This window comes from Mucilaginibacter panaciglaebae (assembly GCF_039539265.1).
Classification (GTDB): Bacteria; Bacteroidota; Bacteroidia; order Sphingobacteriales; family Sphingobacteriaceae; genus Mucilaginibacter; species Mucilaginibacter panaciglaebae.
The window spans coordinates 55,382-70,201 of record NZ_BAABCV010000010.1; the positions used below are offsets into that span (position 1 = coordinate 55,382).

17 protein-coding genes are annotated in these 14,820 nt (G+C 42.8%); 6 read left to right on the top strand and 11 right to left on the bottom strand.

Annotated elements, in window-relative coordinates; translation table 11 throughout:
• Positions 1–72: 72 nt before the first annotated feature.
• From ABD772_RS14140 to ABD772_RS14165, 6 genes are all read right to left on the bottom strand, one after another.
• Entirely contained in the window at positions 73–885 is an 813-nt protein-coding gene (locus tag ABD772_RS14140; protein ID WP_345105715.1) for an enoyl-ACP reductase FabI, read from the bottom strand.
• A 321-nt stretch (positions 886–1,206) separates the two neighbouring features.
• Positions 1,207–2,310 (bottom strand): signal peptidase I, encoded by a 1,104-nt coding sequence (gene lepB / locus ABD772_RS14145; RefSeq protein ID WP_345105718.1) that lies wholly within the window; start codon positions 2,308–2,310, stop codon positions 1,207–1,209.
• A 58-nt stretch (positions 2,311–2,368) separates the two neighbouring features.
• Positions 2,369–3,349 (bottom strand): hypothetical protein, encoded by a 981-nt coding sequence (locus tag ABD772_RS14150; RefSeq protein WP_345105720.1) that lies wholly within the window; start codon positions 3,347–3,349, stop codon positions 2,369–2,371.
• Between the two features lie 72 nt (positions 3,350–3,421).
• On the bottom strand, positions 3,422–3,691 hold the full coding sequence (locus tag ABD772_RS14155; RefSeq protein ID WP_345105723.1) for a DUF2442 domain-containing protein: 270 nt from the start codon (positions 3,689–3,691) through the stop codon (positions 3,422–3,424).
• Positions 3,692–3,733: 42 nt separating this feature from the next.
• Positions 3,734–4,459 (bottom strand): YebC/PmpR family DNA-binding transcriptional regulator, encoded by a 726-nt coding sequence (locus ABD772_RS14160; protein ID WP_345105726.1) that lies wholly within the window; start codon positions 4,457–4,459, stop codon positions 3,734–3,736.
• A gap of 419 nt (positions 4,460–4,878) precedes the next feature.
• Positions 4,879–5,823, bottom strand: a complete 945-nt coding sequence (locus tag ABD772_RS14165; RefSeq protein WP_345105729.1) for an NAD-dependent epimerase/dehydratase family protein — start codon at positions 5,821–5,823, stop codon at positions 4,879–4,881.
• A 184-nt stretch (positions 5,824–6,007) separates the two neighbouring features.
• Between ABD772_RS14165 and ABD772_RS14170 the strand changes: the two genes are divergently transcribed.
• Positions 6,008–7,015, top strand: a complete 1,008-nt coding sequence (locus ABD772_RS14170) for an aspartate-semialdehyde dehydrogenase (RefSeq protein WP_345105733.1) — start codon at positions 6,008–6,010, stop codon at positions 7,013–7,015.
• Between the two features lie 69 nt (positions 7,016–7,084).
• On the opposite strand, the gene ABD772_RS14175 is transcribed toward ABD772_RS14170, so the two are convergent.
• Positions 7,085–7,771 (bottom strand): hypothetical protein, encoded by a 687-nt coding sequence (locus ABD772_RS14175; RefSeq protein WP_345105736.1) that lies wholly within the window; start codon positions 7,769–7,771, stop codon positions 7,085–7,087.
• A 209-nt stretch (positions 7,772–7,980) separates the two neighbouring features.
• On the opposite strand from ABD772_RS14175, the gene ABD772_RS14180 reads away from it, so the two are divergent.
• The 3 genes from ABD772_RS14180 (at position 7,981) to nadD (ending at position 10,177) form a co-directional block, all read left to right on the top strand.
• Entirely contained in the window at positions 7,981–8,844 is an 864-nt protein-coding gene (locus tag ABD772_RS14180; protein WP_345105739.1) for a YicC/YloC family endoribonuclease, read from the top strand.
• A gap of 76 nt (positions 8,845–8,920) precedes the next feature.
• Positions 8,921–9,490, top strand: a complete 570-nt coding sequence (gene gmk, locus ABD772_RS14185; protein ID WP_345105742.1) for a guanylate kinase — start codon at positions 8,921–8,923, stop codon at positions 9,488–9,490.
• Positions 9,491–9,601: 111 nt separating this feature from the next.
• Positions 9,602–10,177, top strand: coding sequence for a nicotinate (nicotinamide) nucleotide adenylyltransferase (gene nadD / locus ABD772_RS14190; protein ID WP_345105745.1), 576 nt, complete (start codon positions 9,602–9,604; stop codon positions 10,175–10,177).
• A 126-nt stretch (positions 10,178–10,303) separates the two neighbouring features.
• Here nadD and ABD772_RS17590 read toward each other — a convergent pair whose 3' ends face one another.
• Entirely contained in the window at positions 10,304–10,525 is a 222-nt protein-coding gene (locus tag ABD772_RS17590) for a transposase (protein ID WP_425562835.1), read from the bottom strand.
• 68 nt (positions 10,526–10,593) lie between these two features.
• On the opposite strand from ABD772_RS17590, the gene ABD772_RS14195 reads away from it, so the two are divergent.
• Positions 10,594–11,193 (top strand): MiaE family protein, encoded by a 600-nt coding sequence (locus tag ABD772_RS14195; protein ID WP_345105748.1) that lies wholly within the window; start codon positions 10,594–10,596, stop codon positions 11,191–11,193.
• Here ABD772_RS14195 and ABD772_RS14200 read toward each other — a convergent pair.
• Both ABD772_RS14200 and ABD772_RS14205 read right to left on the bottom strand, forming a co-directional pair.
• Positions 11,180–12,793: an FAD-dependent monooxygenase gene (locus ABD772_RS14200; protein WP_345105752.1), complete on the bottom strand. Its 1,614-nt coding sequence runs from the start codon at positions 12,791–12,793 to the stop codon at positions 11,180–11,182. The two genes, ABD772_RS14195 and ABD772_RS14200, sit on opposite strands and share 14 nt — an antisense overlap.
• Positions 12,794–13,507 (bottom strand): SAM-dependent methyltransferase, encoded by a 714-nt coding sequence (locus ABD772_RS14205; protein ID WP_345105755.1) that lies wholly within the window; start codon positions 13,505–13,507, stop codon positions 12,794–12,796.
• Positions 13,508–13,737: 230 nt separating this feature from the next.
• Between ABD772_RS14205 and ABD772_RS14210 the strand changes: the two genes are divergently transcribed.
• The gene (locus ABD772_RS14210; RefSeq protein ID WP_345105758.1) at positions 13,738–13,926 is read left to right on the top strand and encodes a cold-shock protein; all 189 of its coding nucleotides are present in this window, start codon (positions 13,738–13,740) and stop codon (positions 13,924–13,926) included.
• 168 nt (positions 13,927–14,094) lie between these two features.
• Here ABD772_RS14210 and rnc read toward each other — a convergent pair whose 3' ends face one another.
• Positions 14,095–14,820 carry a ribonuclease III gene (gene rnc, locus ABD772_RS14215; RefSeq protein ID WP_345105761.1) on the bottom strand — a complete coding sequence of 242 codons (726 nt, stop codon included), beginning with the start codon at positions 14,818–14,820 and terminating at the stop codon, positions 14,095–14,097.

A 14,820-nucleotide genomic window follows, 5' to 3' on the forward strand; every position in this document is an offset into this window, starting at 1 on the left:
TTTATTAGCTTATTTAAAACACAAAAGCCAACCAGAAGGTTGGCTTTTGTTATTGACATTAATTGCCAGATGTTATTTTTCCATTTGATCAATAACCGCTTGCGTTACTCCGGTGAAAGAGAAACCGCCATCATGGAACAGGTTTTGCATAGTAACCATTTTGGTCAGGTCAGAGAATAAGGTAACCAGGTAATCGGCGCATTGGTCTGCATCAGCATTACCCAGCGGACTCATTTTTTCGGCATAATTGATAAAGCCATCGAACCCTTTTACGCCCGAACCTGCAGTAGTACGGGTTGGCGATTGCGACACCGTGTTGATACGCACTTTCTTTTTGGTACCATAGTAGTAACCAAAGTTGCGTGCAATGCTTTCTAACACCGCTTTATTATCGCTCATATCGTTATAATCCGGGAACACGCGTTGTGCAGCAATGTAAGTAAGCGCGACTACTGATCCCCACTCGGCAATAGCATCCATTTTCATCGCAGTTTGAAGCACACGGTGCAAGCTCAAAGCCGATATATCGAATCCTTTATGTGTAAACTCGTAGTTATTTTCATAGTAAGGGATGCCTTTACGTACGTTGATACTCATACCTATTGAATGTAGCACAAAATCAACCTGACCACCAAAGTGCTCGATTGATTTAGCAAATAAATTTTCAATATCGGCAGCAACGGTAACATCGGCAGGAATAACCGGAGCGTTAATTTCTTCGGCCAGTTTATTTATAGCGCCCATGCGTAAAGCTATAGGAGCGTTAGTTAACACAATTTCGGCGCCTTCTGCATGACAATGCTGGGCAGTTTTCCAGGCGATAGAGTTCTCGTCTAATGCGCCAAAAATTATTCCTTTTTTGCCTTTTAATAAATTATAAGCCATGTTATTTTTTGTTATAATGACGGCAAAGGTAGGTATTTATTGGTTACAATTAAATATAAAATAAGGCTTCCATTTAACCCTAAGCTATGTCGAAGGCTGAGCGATGGCCCACCTGCCAGGCTTTGAGAGCCTGCCCATGACAACTAAAAATAGAATGGTGTCACCCTGAGGCTTTAAAAGTTCGATCGTAAGGCCTTTGCCCTTAGCATGCGTATAGATCTCTACCGTTGATGGATGACATTGAAGGCAATTATTGTCATTTCACCTTTATAGGCCGGATTTATGCCTCAGATGACACCCGCTTAATACCTAACAACGTTATTACTCTATCGGCCGCAACACCCTGTTCCAACGGATACGGTTAAAGAAACTCTGCGTTGAGTCGGTACTGAAGAAAGTCAGCATAGCTTTACCAATAACATGATCTTCGGGCACATACCCCCAAAATCTTGAATCTAACGAGTCATGGCGGTTATCGCCCATCATCCAGTAATAGTCCATTTTAAAGGTGTAACTTCCGGCTTTCTTTCCGTTAATCAATATATCATTACCATTTATGGCAACTTTATTGTTTTCATACACCTCAATTGCACGGCGATATAAAGTAAGCGTAGAGTCGTTCAATGGCGTTGTCCAACCTTTTTTGGGTAGGCGGATGGGGCCATAGTTGTCTACATTCCACTTGAATTTTTCATTATGGGGGAAGATCTCCGGGTCGTAAGAACCGGCAGGCGCAATAACCGGCGTTATACTTTTAACGTTGGAGTAACCTTTTATAATATCAGCAGCCGATGAAGGCATGATCATCTCATAACTATCGGGCCCCAACTGCTGTCGGATAGAGATATTTTGCTCGCGCATGATATCCGGGTTAATAGGCAGACCGGTAATTTGAACTGTGTATGAAGTCTGTTGTTTGGGCGCATTTCGCGCGGCTTTACCGTTAATATAAACCTGACCATTAATAATTGTTAGTACATCACCGGGAATAGCCTGGCAACGTTTGATCAGCGTAGTTCGCTCATCAACCGGGATGTTATATCCGGGGCCGGCCTCATCAGGTTTGTTAAACACCACAATGTCCTGGTTTCTGATATGACCGAGGCCCGGCAGCCTGAAGTAAGGCAGTTGAATGGCACCCGAATAAGTTTTTATGCCATACATCACCGGTTCGGTAAAAGGCACAGCTAACGGTGTATTGGCTATGCGCGGCCCGTAGCTGATCTTGCTCACAAATAAATAATCGCCGGTAAGTTCGGTGCCTTCCATTGAGCCGGAAGGAATAGCGTATGCTGAAAACAATAAGCCACGAATAATAGTAGCAGCCACAACGGCAAAAACTACCGCATCAACCCATTCACGGGTTTTTGATTTTTTGGCCTTCTCTGTTTTTGGAGTTTTCTTAAGATTTAGTTTCCAATTCATGATTCTAAGTTTCTGTAAAACTTAGACGCCTAAAAGCTGAATTGTTACAGCGACATTTTTATTCTTCCGACGGTGGTGGCGCCTGTTTGGTAATACCGGCTTTGAAACGGGGCGTAAAACCGATTTTAGGTTTTTCTTCAGACGGCTTTTCTTCGGTAGGTTTTTCTTCAGGCAGAGCCGCCTCTTCAGCTTTAGATTGCCCCTCGGGGGTAGCTGTTACTTTGGTAACACCGGCTTTAAACCTTGGCGTAAAACCCATTTTAGGCTTTTCTTCCGCGGGCTTTTCTTCAACAGGTTTTGCTTCTAACGGAACAGGTTCTTCCGCGTTCGGCTCTTTGGGGGTTTCCGTCATGCCGGCCTTAAACCTTGGCGTAAAACCGATTTTAGGTTTTTCTTCGGCAGGGTTATGCTCCGTGGGCTTCTCTTCGGCTGGAGCCGCTGCTGGTTTAGTTACACCGGCCTTGAACCTTGGCGTAAAACCAACCTTCTGTGTTTCTTCGGTAATTGTTGATTCCTGTTTCTCTTCTTCAGGAGTTGCAGGAATAACAGGTTCGATTGACCTGGTAACACCGGATTTGAAACGCGGCGTAAAACCAACCTTGGGCTTATCCTCAATAGCTGGCGTTCCTTCTTGCTTTTCTTCAGAAGCTATAGGAGCAGCCTGTTCAGTTGGTTTGGTAACACCGGCTTTGAAACGCTGCGTAAAACCAACTTTTGGTTTTTCTGGTAACGACTCGGCTGGGCCATTAACATCAGGATTAGAATCTATCTGAGGTATGGCCGCCGTCAGCTCGCTCAGTTCCTCTACCACTGTTTGCTCGGCAAGCTGATTTTCGGCTTTCGGCTTTTCCGTTTTTATTTCGGGGGCTAAATGGTATTGTCCGCGCAGTTTATTGAACCAGTATTTCTTAGTATGGTCGAAACTCTTTTCGCCCATTTGCTCAAAGTGTAATTTAAACTCGGCAAATAGCACCGGCTCGCCTTGTTGAAAGGCCGCCAGATCAATCCGTTTCTTTTTAAAAAACTCTTCGAAGGTCATTGTTGTATGAGAGACAAGAATTAAGAGTCAAGAACCAAGACACATTCAAATCTTGTTTCTTTGTTCCTGGTTCTATTGCGTATTAATATCAAGATTCAATTTATTAAACCGTATGCCTTTATCCGTTTGGTCCCAATCTGCACGCTCTTCATCAGTGGCGGACTTCAATGCCGGGAACCAATCTAACGGAAAAACCTGCGGCTTACCACCATCAAATTCAACCAAAAGTAAGTCGCCACTAAAAACAACTTTAGCTTTTTTATCTTGCTTGCGTCTGGTGAATAGTGGCATATCGACCTTCTCTAAATTCCCTCGAGGGGAGACTTTTTTATTATTAAGCATTTTTAAAGCCCTCCCTACCCCCGGAGGGTTGGCGGAGGCTGCTTACTCAGCCATATTATGATAAACCGCCTGTACGTCGTCGTCCTCCTCTAAGCGGTCAATCAACTTTAATACATCGACAGCTTGCTCCTCAGTAACTTCTTTGAATGATTGAGGGATGCGCTCCAACTTCGCTGATTTCGCTTCAATACCTTTTTCTTCAAGGGCTTTTTGCATCTTACCAAAATCCTCGAAAGCTGTGTGAAGTACAGCAATATCATTTCCCTCTTCGTCAGCCTCTACAAACAAATCCTCTAAACCGGCGTCAATCAGTTCAAATTCCAGTTCTTCCAGATCACGACTGCCCGGATCAAAAGTAAACACTGCTTTACGGGTGAATATAAAATCAAGCGAGCCGGTTTTGCCCAGTGCACCATCATATTTAGTAAAGTAGCTACGTACGTTGGCGACGGTACGGTTAGTGTTATCTGTGGCGGTTTCAACCAACACGGCAACACCATGAGCCGCATACCCTTCATATACCAACTCTTCGTAATCTTTCTCGTCTCGGTTGGTGGCGCGTTTTATCGCGGCCTCAACACGATCTTTAGGCATATTAACCGCCTTAGCATTTTGTACAGCAGTACGTAAGCGCGAGTTGGTATTAGGGTCGCCGCCGCCTGCTTTTACCGCCATCACTATCTCTTTGCCCAAACGGGTAAACTGTATGGCCATCTTGGCCCAACGTTTAAACTTTCTTTCTTTACGGAACTCGAATGCTCTTCCCATAGTATACTTAATAACCCTGTTTAGGCAGGGCTCTGAGGTGCAAATATAATGTTTATGTTTTAGTTAGAGATTGAAAATAGCGGACAGGTTAGTGCAACTGCAAGAGTGTTTTAAGCTTTTGGTTAAGTTCTTCAATTTCTGAGCCTGTTAATTTACCTAGAAGTCCTTGTACTAAGTCTTTGCTCAACGTGCAGATTTACCGGTGCGGAGTAGCGATGCTTTTTTTAGCCTATTCACTAAGGAAATATTCAACAGCAAATCTGTTTTTTCTTGCCATTGTAATTGAGTGGTGATGAAACTCGCAGTGATGTCAGGAAAGATAACTAAGACGATATCATCTTTTGCTATAGATGATAGCCTGCTTAGTCATACTCAAATATACGAAAAGGTAAAGAATTTTGCACTTTTCGTATATTAAGCTATTTTTTCAGATTCTCCAGCATATCGGCCGTCATGCTGGCTAAATCAAACTTCTGTTTCCAGCCCCAGTCTCTTTGGGCAAAGGTATCGTCAATGCTATTGGGCCAGCTGTCAGCAATAGCCTGACGCGGGTCGCTATCGGCATAGCTGATCTCAAAATCAGGCAGGTGTTTTTTTATTTCTGCGGAAAGCGTGGCCGGCGTAAAGCTTATTCCACCAAGGTTGTATGAAGAACGGATAGTCAATTTACTGGCGGGCGCCTCCATCAGTTCAATAGTAGCGCGGATGGCATCCTCCATGTACATCATTGGCAGGGCGGTATCTGCCGAAAGGAAACTTTCATATTTGCTGTTAGCTAAAGCCTCGTGGAAAATATTTACGGCATAGTCAGTAGTACCACCACCCGGTTCAGACCGCCAGCCGATAAGCCCCGGATAGCGGATGCTTCGTACATCCAAACCATATTTTGCATGGTAATATTCGCACCAACGTTCGCCGGCCAGTTTACTAAAACCGTAAACCGAATTAGGGTCCATGACACAAAATTGCGGCGTATTTTCTTTTGGTGAATGCGGACCGAAAACGGCGATAGAGCTTGGCCAAAAAACTTTGGGAATTTTAAATTCAAGCGCCAGGTCAAGCACGTTAATGAGGCCATTCATATTCAAATCCCACGCCAGCTTTGGTTTTTGTTCGCCTACGGCAGACAAAATAGCCGCCAGAAGATATACCTGTGTTGGTGGGTACTTTTCGAATAATTGATGCAGATTGTCTTTGTCAAGCACATTAACGAGCTCAAACGGACCTGAGTTTATAGCAGCATTATCAGTTGTACGGATGTCAGATGCGATTACCTGGTTATTGCCGTATTTGGCACGCAGGTTCATTACCAGCTCGGTGCCAATTTGCCCGTTGGAACCCAGCACAATTATAGTTTCGGTCATAAAGAGTATCAGTTAAGCAAAGGTAGAAATTGATTTGAATGATATCGCAATATCATTACATTAAGTGCTGACTATAAGCAAAAAATCACGATATTTGCCCTCCGATAAATTATAATAAACAAATTAATTAAAATGAAACGCCGCAAGGCAACTTCGTTTACTATTTAGAAACAATTAAAATACAATGAAAATCGCAGTTGTAGGTGCTACGGGATTAGTAGGCACCAAAATGTTGCAGGTTCTTGAAGAACGCAACTTCCCCATTACAGAGCTATTATTGGTCGCCTCAGAGAAAAGTGTAGGTAAAGAAGTCACTTTCAAGGGTAAGACTTATAAGGTTATTTCTGTTGAGGATGCGATTAAACAGAAGCCCGATATTGCCTTATTTTCGGCAGGTGGCGGCACTTCATTGGCTCAGGCCCCGCTTTTTGCTGCAGCAGGCACTACTGTTATTGACAATTCATCGGCGTGGCGTATGGATGCAACCAAAAAATTGGTTGTACCAGAAGTTAATGCCCATGTTTTAACTCCCGAAGATAAGATCATCGCTAACCCTAACTGCTCTACCATACAAATGGTGGTTGCTTTAAAGCCATTGCATGATCGTTACAAAATAAAAAGAGTAGTGGTTTCAACCTATCAGTCAGTAACCGGTACAGGTGTAAAAGCTGTCGACCAGTTAATGAACGAACGTGCCGGCATAGATGGACCTATGGCATACCCTTACAAAATCGACCTGAACGTATTACCTCATATCGATGTGTTTACCGAAAACGGTTACACCAAAGAGGAGATGAAAATGGTTAAAGAAACCAACAAAATTATGGGCGACGACAGTATCCGTGTTACTGCGACTACAGTACGTATCCCGGTTATGGGCGGTCACTCAGAATCAGTAAATATTGAATTTGCTAATGATTTCGACCTGTCCGAAGTTAAAGCTATCCTTGAAAAAGCTCCTGGTATAGTAGTGACCGACGATGTAGCTAACCTGAAGTACCCGATGCCGCTTGACGCGCACGATAAAGACGAAGTATTTGTAGGCCGTATCCGTCGTGACGAAAGCCAGCCAAATACTTTGAACTGCTGGATTGTTTCAGACAACCTGCGCAAAGGCGCTGCTACCAATGCGGTACAAATTGCAGAATACCTGGTAGCTAACCACTTGGTTGGTCAGTCAGTAGAGGCGTAGTTAGAGATTAGCCTCCTGCTTATAAAAAAGGGATGATCGTTTGGTCATCCCTTTTTATCTTTCAATAGCTCAATTAAGCTTTTGCAGCTTATAAGAATTGCGGTTGGCTTTGAAGTAAGCGTATGAACGCTTAACATAACTAATAATATCGTAATCAGTCCAGGCGCGTATATCTTCGACGTTTGGTGTAAAGTTGAACATAAAGTCCTCCAGATCCTCGTCAGGCATATTGGTTATTTTTTTAACAACGGTTTTGTTATAACGTTTGGCAACCTCAATGCGCTCCATTTCTTGCTTAGAATACTGTTGAAATTTACGTGCCTGTGCCGGGGCTTTTCCAAACAATTCATATAATCCGCTAAGCGGAGAAATCAAAACCGACAATACGCTTGGGTCAAGCGTATAATATTGGCCTTTTTTCTTGTAATTGTCCAGTGCATCATTCAATTCCTTTTGCTTGCTTACCTCTTTAATGGTAACCTGTTCAAGATGAATAACTGCCTGCATATATACTGAAAGCGGCGAGTAACTTTGAATAACAACGATCTGAGGGGTGTATTCGGTTTTTTTAAAAAGCAGCGTATCGCCTATAGCCGCCTGTATACGAAAACTGCCGACATTGTCGCTTAAAACCTCGGGAATGTTTTTACGGCTAAGATTTGTTACTGATGCAAAAGCAATGGTAACAGGCGAGTTCTTCTTAAAAACAACACCTTTAAAATATACAACTTGCTGAGCCGATACGCTGAATGTCAAACAAACAAAAAAAGCAATAAGAATGCTAAGCCGGCGGTATATATATAATTGATTCAAGAACACAAAACTAATCATTGCATTTGAGTGCAGTTGTAAAAAAATGTTAATTTTTGGCAACTTATAGCAGTTATTCAACGATGTCCGGGGCGTTTTAACATCACACCATAGCTACTGAAGAAAAAAAACTATCTTTGCGCATGATAAAATCCATGACAGGATATGGAATTGCCAGTTTCGACTCGGGTAACACCAAGTATACCGTCGAAATTAAATCCCTGAACAGTAAGTTTCTCGAACTGTCTTTGCGCCTGCCCAAAATTTTTTCTGAGAAAGAGTTCCAGCTACGTAATGAATGCAGTAAGCAAATTGAGCGTGGTAAGGTAAATTTGTCTATCAATGTTGAGCAGGCCAATACAATTGCGAAAGCTGCCGGTATTGACACGGCGCTTTTAAAAAACTATTACGAACAATTAAAGGCAGTTAGTGCCGAGCTAAACGAGCCTGCCGGTAACCTGCTTCAATTGGCTTTGGGTTTGCCAGAGGTTGTGAAATATGACGAAGAAACGCTCTCTGAAGATGAGTGGAAGCTTGTTGAGAAAACCTTTAACCAGGCAATGTCCGCATTTCAGCAGTTTAGGAGTGACGAAGGCGGTGTATTAGAGCAAGATTTGAAATATCGCATCGATATCATTGTACAAAACCTGAAACTGATTGAGATTGAAGAGCCTAAACGTATACCGGTTATCCGCGAGCGTTTAAACCAGTTTTTAAATGAGGCTGTCGGCCGCGAGGCGATTGATCAGAATCGTTTTGAGCAAGAGCTGATCTACTTCATCGACAAACTGGATATCACCGAGGAAAAGATCCGCTTGAAAACACACTGCGAGTATTTCCTGGAGACTTTAAAGAATGCCGATGCCAACGGTAAAAAACTTGGATTCATCTCTCAGGAGATCGGCCGCGAAATAAATACTCTGGGCTCAAAAGCAAACGATGCCAACATCCAGAAACTGGTAGTAGGCATGAAAGAAGAGCTCGAAAAAATTAAAGAACAACTACTAAACGTATTATAGATTGATCATTGTGTCATTAGTCATTAAGTTATTGAGCTTAATAGTAGTGCCCCAATGATGAATGACTTCATGACTAATGAAAGAAGGAAAACTCGTCATATTTTCTGCACCATCAGGAGCCGGAAAAACTACTATAGTTAAACACCTGCTTACTAAATTTCCTGAGCTTGCGTTTTCCATCTCGGCTACTACCCGGCAACCTCGCGGCGACGAGCAGCCCGGCAAGTCTTATTATTTTATCAGTAAAGAAGAATTCTTGCATCGCATTGCAAAAAAACACTTTGTTGAGTTTGAAGAAGTGTATTCAGGCACCTTTTACGGTACGCTACGCACTGAAATTGAGCGTATCTGGGACGAAGGTAAAACGGTGATCTTTGATATTGACGTGGAAGGCGGCTTGCACCTTAAACGCAAATACGAGGAACAAGCTCTGGCTATTTTCGTACAACCACCGTCGTTAGAGGTATTGAAGCAACGTTTAACAGGCCGTGGCACCGACAGTGAAGAAAAACTGAAAGAGCGTTTTGCCAAAGCTGAAAAAGAACTGAATTATGCTCCTAAATTTGATATTATACTCAAAAATCACGACCTTCAAACGGCATGTGCAGAAGCTGAGCAGTTGGTTAAGAATTTCCTAATGAAATAATTTGCAGTTTGCATCCCTGGGATGCTTAAATTGTTCGATACTCAATCTAAGTCTTCCGGAAACTGGCACCGGTTAAATTGTCAATTGCTAACTCCCAATTGCAAAATTAAAATGAAAATTGGATTATTCTTTGGCTCATTTAATCCTATCCACATTGGCCACCTTATTATAGCCAACTACCTGGCCAATCATACCACGCTTGACAAAGTATGGCTGGTGGTATCGCCTCAAAACCCCTTTAAAAAATACGGAGACCTGATCAATACCTATGACCGCCTGGAAATGGCCCGTCTGGCTACCGACAATGCCCAGAATATAGAAGTAAGTGATGTGGAGCTGAGATTACCACAGCCATCATACACCATTGACACGCTTACTCATCTAAAAGAAAAATATCCGCAGCATGAGTTTGCACTGATTATGGGTTCCGATAATCTGGCTAGCCTGCATAAATGGAAAAACTACAAACTTATCCTGCGCGACTATAAAATATTTGTATATCCCCGCCCAGGGTATGAAAATGCCGAACTGGCATCTCACCCGGCCGTAACCATTACAATGACGCCGCAAATGGAACTCTCGGCTACATTTATCCGTAAGTCCATCGCCGAGAAAAAGAACGTGCAATTTTTTGTACCTGACGCGGTATTGAAATTTATTGAGAGTAAGAGTTTGTATAATGTATAAGTCGTAGCGGTGATGTCTCTCCTGACTATAAATATAGCCGCGAACATTTTGTAGCTGATCAGGGCTAACGCTGAATACTGCAAAACCATCTTGCCCTGTAATATACTTTTCCGGATCATCTTTAAATTATTCCCACGAGTTTCCCTTTATTGTCTTTACAACATCTGCGACAGATTGATCAGTACGCAAACGCACCAACAAATGAATATGATCTTCAACATTGATACAGTCCATAATTTCATGATCGTTCGCAATATCATTAATAACTTCAAAAACTTCGGATTTTAAGGTCGGCGATAAAATAGGTTCACGATTCTTCGTCTGCCAAATGATATCACCCCAATCGATGAATAGCTTTGTGGCATCGGTTTAAATTGTGTTTTAATATATCAAACTCCATCAGTTATCTTTACATCGTGAGCGAGAAAACCATTTTAAAACTACAATTGCCAACCGACCCAAAATGGGTTAAGAACGTCGTAGAAAGCAATATTGAAGAGTTGTTAGTTGATCACGCCTTTTGCGAGCAAAAGGCAGCGTCGAACGCTATTACACTTATCGTTCAAAACCCCAACCTGAGCGACCTGGTACAACAAATGACTGATCTGGTGCAGGAGGAGATGGATCATTTTAAGCGTGTGCACCAGATCATTTTAGATCGTGGTTACGTGCTGGGCCGTGAGCGTAAGGACGATTATGTAAACGAGCTGCGTAAATTCATCATTATTGGGGGCGGGCGCGAGGCGCAGTTAGTCGACCGCTTATTGTTTTCAGCCATGATTGAGGCACGCAGTTGCGAGCGTTTTAAGGTATTGTCAGAAAATATTAATGATGCGAAGCTTTCCGAGTTTTATCACGAACTAATGATCAGCGAGGCTACACATTATGCCATGTTCATTAATCTGGCTAAGAAATATGCTGAAACTATTGATGTTGACAAACGCTGGAAAGAGTTTTTAACTTATGAGGCTGAGGTTGTAAAAAACTATGGAAAATCTGAGACTATCCACGGTTAATTAGCTGCTTTGCTAGTCCGGCTACCTTGTTAAGGTAGTTATCCATCATATCAATATCAACCACATCATTTACAAGACCGATGTGCATATCCGGCCTTATAATTAGCGCTTTCTTTTTATCTTTTGCAACCTCGAAGTGCTCAAATATGTGTTTATTTTTGGCCGACGGCGGCAGGTAGTAAAAATTCAGACCACCATTGTAGTTTTGAGTGATCCATTTGGCCAGGGTAAACAGGTCTATCTCTTTTAATTTACCTAATACAATCAATGTAAAACCGGGCTTGCTGCACCATTCATGCAAATCGGTCGCGGTTTGTTTCTTTTCGTCGTAAACAGTTAGGTAGGGCAGCCTGTCTCCCGCTTTTATTTGTGTGGCGTTACTCAAATGCAAACTAATCTTGCTATGTCGATAATTGATATAGATCTGCGAAACCCGCCTAAAAAACAATTCACGGATATTAGGCCTGTTCCATACAAATTGAAGTAATCCGGGCAATACCCAGCGTTTAAAAAGCATGGTAAACCAACCGGTCGACATCACTACTTTAAACATGCGGTCGGTGGTATTGAGCAGCTCTTTAGCCACGGGTATTCGCTCGGCGGCATAACTTTCTAATATCTGTTCGCTAAGTTGACCAGTACAAACGCCTGCGAGTTTCCAGCCTAAGTTATAAGCATCCTGCAGCCCGGTGTTCATGCCCTGCCCGCCAACGGGCGAGTGGATATGAGCTGCATCACCAATTAAAAAAGAACGCTGCTTCCTGAAACTATCCGCCATGCGATGATGCAGGCGATAGGTAGTAAACCACTTAATATCAGCTACGTTGATGACGGATTTGGTAACGCTGTTTAAATGGGGAAGCACGTCATCCAATTTTAAATCTTCGGTTTTTACATTTTCAGGCAGATTGCCTATAATACGGTAACAGTTTTTCTCAGGCATCGGAAAGAATCCGGCAAATCCTTTTTTCGAAAGGTAAAGGTCAACAAGCGTATCGCTAAGCTTTTTATTATCCAGTTCAACGTCTGCCAGGTAAAACTCATGAGCGTAGGTGTCGCCGTTGAAAGGTATTTGTAACTGCTTACGCACAGTACTATGTGCGCCATCTGCTCCTATAAGCCAGTTGCAAGTAAGTGTAACCGGCTCCGCCGCCGATTGTAATTGCACTTCTATTTTACCGGCACCCTGAGTTAACGATACCAGGTTAGTATCCCAATAAACCGGGCAACAGTTCGCAGTTAAAAAGTCCAGCAGTGTGCGCTCATTTTTGCTTTGCTGATACAGGAACACATAAGGAAATTTAGTTTGTCCCCTGCCCGTGTCCTCTAATGATAGCCCGGCTAGTTTTTTGCCCCCTTCATTCAGCGCCACTCCGCCAGCTTGCTTCCCATTGTTAATAATGGTTTCAACCACTCCCAGTTGCCGGTAAATCTCCAACGATCGCGCTTGCACAGCCAGGGCCTTAGATTGATCTGTAGGCCCTTGTTTACTGTCGATAATTACCGGTTGCACGCCATGCCGCAGTAACTGTGCAGCCATCATTAACCCTGACGGACCTGCACCGACAATTAAAACCTGAGTATGCTGCTGATTGATCACTTAAACAGAACGTGATAATAGAAAAATAGTTGGCTTTTTATGCAGATCAGGCACTTGTTTTTGCCATTCGGCGATAGTCTTGGTTTGCACAAACTCGTCAGCCGCAGTAAGGTTGCAGGCGATACAGAGCTTGGTTTTAGGACTGCCGCTTTTCAAAATTTCTTCCAACAGCGGATTGTTACGAAACGGCGTTTCTATAAATATCTGCGTTTGATTAAGTCTGTCAGATAAATTTTCCAGTTCTTTGATCTTGCGGCTGCGGTCGGCTTTGTCAATGGGCAAGTATCCCTGAAAGGCAAACCCTTGCCCGTTGAATCCTGATGCCATTAATGCTAATAAAATAGAACTTGGTCCTGCCAGCGGCACCACTCTTATATTCCGGCGATGCGCCTCGGCTACTATATCTGCTCCAGGATCGGCTATCCCCGGGCATCCGGCTTCACTCATTAATCCCACATCTTTCCCTGTCTGTAAGCCCATGAAAAACGGCTTAAGGCTACTATTGCGGTTGTGCTTGCCATAGTCATGGATTACCAATTCGCTTTGCGGCGTCTTCAGTCCGGCTTCCTTCAGGAAACGGCGGGCTGTTTTTTCATTCTCGACAATGTACTCTTTGATATGATTTATGGTATCAACCAGATAAGGCGTAAAGGTTTTAGCTGCGGCATCTTCTGCAAGCGGCACGGGTATCAAAAAAAGAGTTCCAGTAGGCATATTACAAAAATGCGCTTTTTTTGTCTAACTGTAATTACCTAAATCCTATAACACATTTGATAGCATTGTAATATTTACACCCAACAAACTCCCACCTATTGCCGATCTGGAGGCTATTAACCCCAGTATTAGCGTGTCATTAAAGAATAAAAAACAATCAAAAAAGCGTCTCAACTATTGGATATTAAATATTTTCCTCTACCTTGCAGTAATTTAATTCAATTTTCATAATGGCAACAGGAACAGTAAAATTCTTTAATGACTCTAAAGGCTTCGGCTTCATCAAAACCGAAAGTGGCGAAGAAATCTTTGTACACGTATCAGGCTTGATCGACAAAATTCGTGAAAACGACGAAGTAACTTATGAGCCACAACAGGGCAGAAAAGGCCTTAACGCGGTAAATGTAAAATTAGCTTAATAATTATATATATTAATCGTAAAAAAAACCCGGCTGCGAGATGCAGCCGGGTTTTGTGTTTAAACAAGCGAAGTACATGCTGACTTGTTCAGTATCTTGAAACGGCGATAGTAAAGCAATAAAACATATCGGGATCCTGAAAAACAAGTTCAGGATGAGGTGCGGGTGTTATATACCTAAAGCCTCGCAGGCTTTTTCGGCGGCGAGTTTTTCGGCGTTCTTTTTACTGAACTCCTTACCCAGGCCCATAATCTGGCCGTCAACACTGGCTTGAACAGTGAAGAGTTTAACATTCTCGCCATCGCCATTATCAACCAGATCAAAAGATATGTCTTTACTGTGTCTCTGGCACCATTCGATGAGCTTACTTTTGAAATTGGTCTCGGTTTGCTCAAGGGTATGAATGTCCACGTGAGCTTTAATGATGTTGTTAACTAAAAAGCTTTTAGTAAAATCATAACCTTTATCCAGATACACCGCACCAACCAGCGCCTCAAAGGCATCGCCAAGTAAAGATCCCTGCCTGGTTGGCCCTAATGCCCGGTTATCATATTCTATCAGCTGCTCGAAACCCAGTTTACGGGCAAGCTGATTAAGATTAGCGCGGCTAACAATTTTTGATCGCAGTTCGGTTAAAAAACCTTCATCCTCATAGGGATAAAGTTTGAAGAGCACTTCGGCTACTACGCTGCCTAAAACAGCATCGCCTAAAAATTCCAGGCGCTCATTGCTGTTCTTAACGCCCTTTTTGACGTTTTGTGCAGCCGACTTATGCCTGAATGCCAATCGGTATAAAGACAAATTGCCCGGCACGAAACCGAGCAAATTCTTTAATACTTTAACATATTTTCTGTGTGGAGAAAAATAAAGCTTATATAACCGACCAACAGGCAT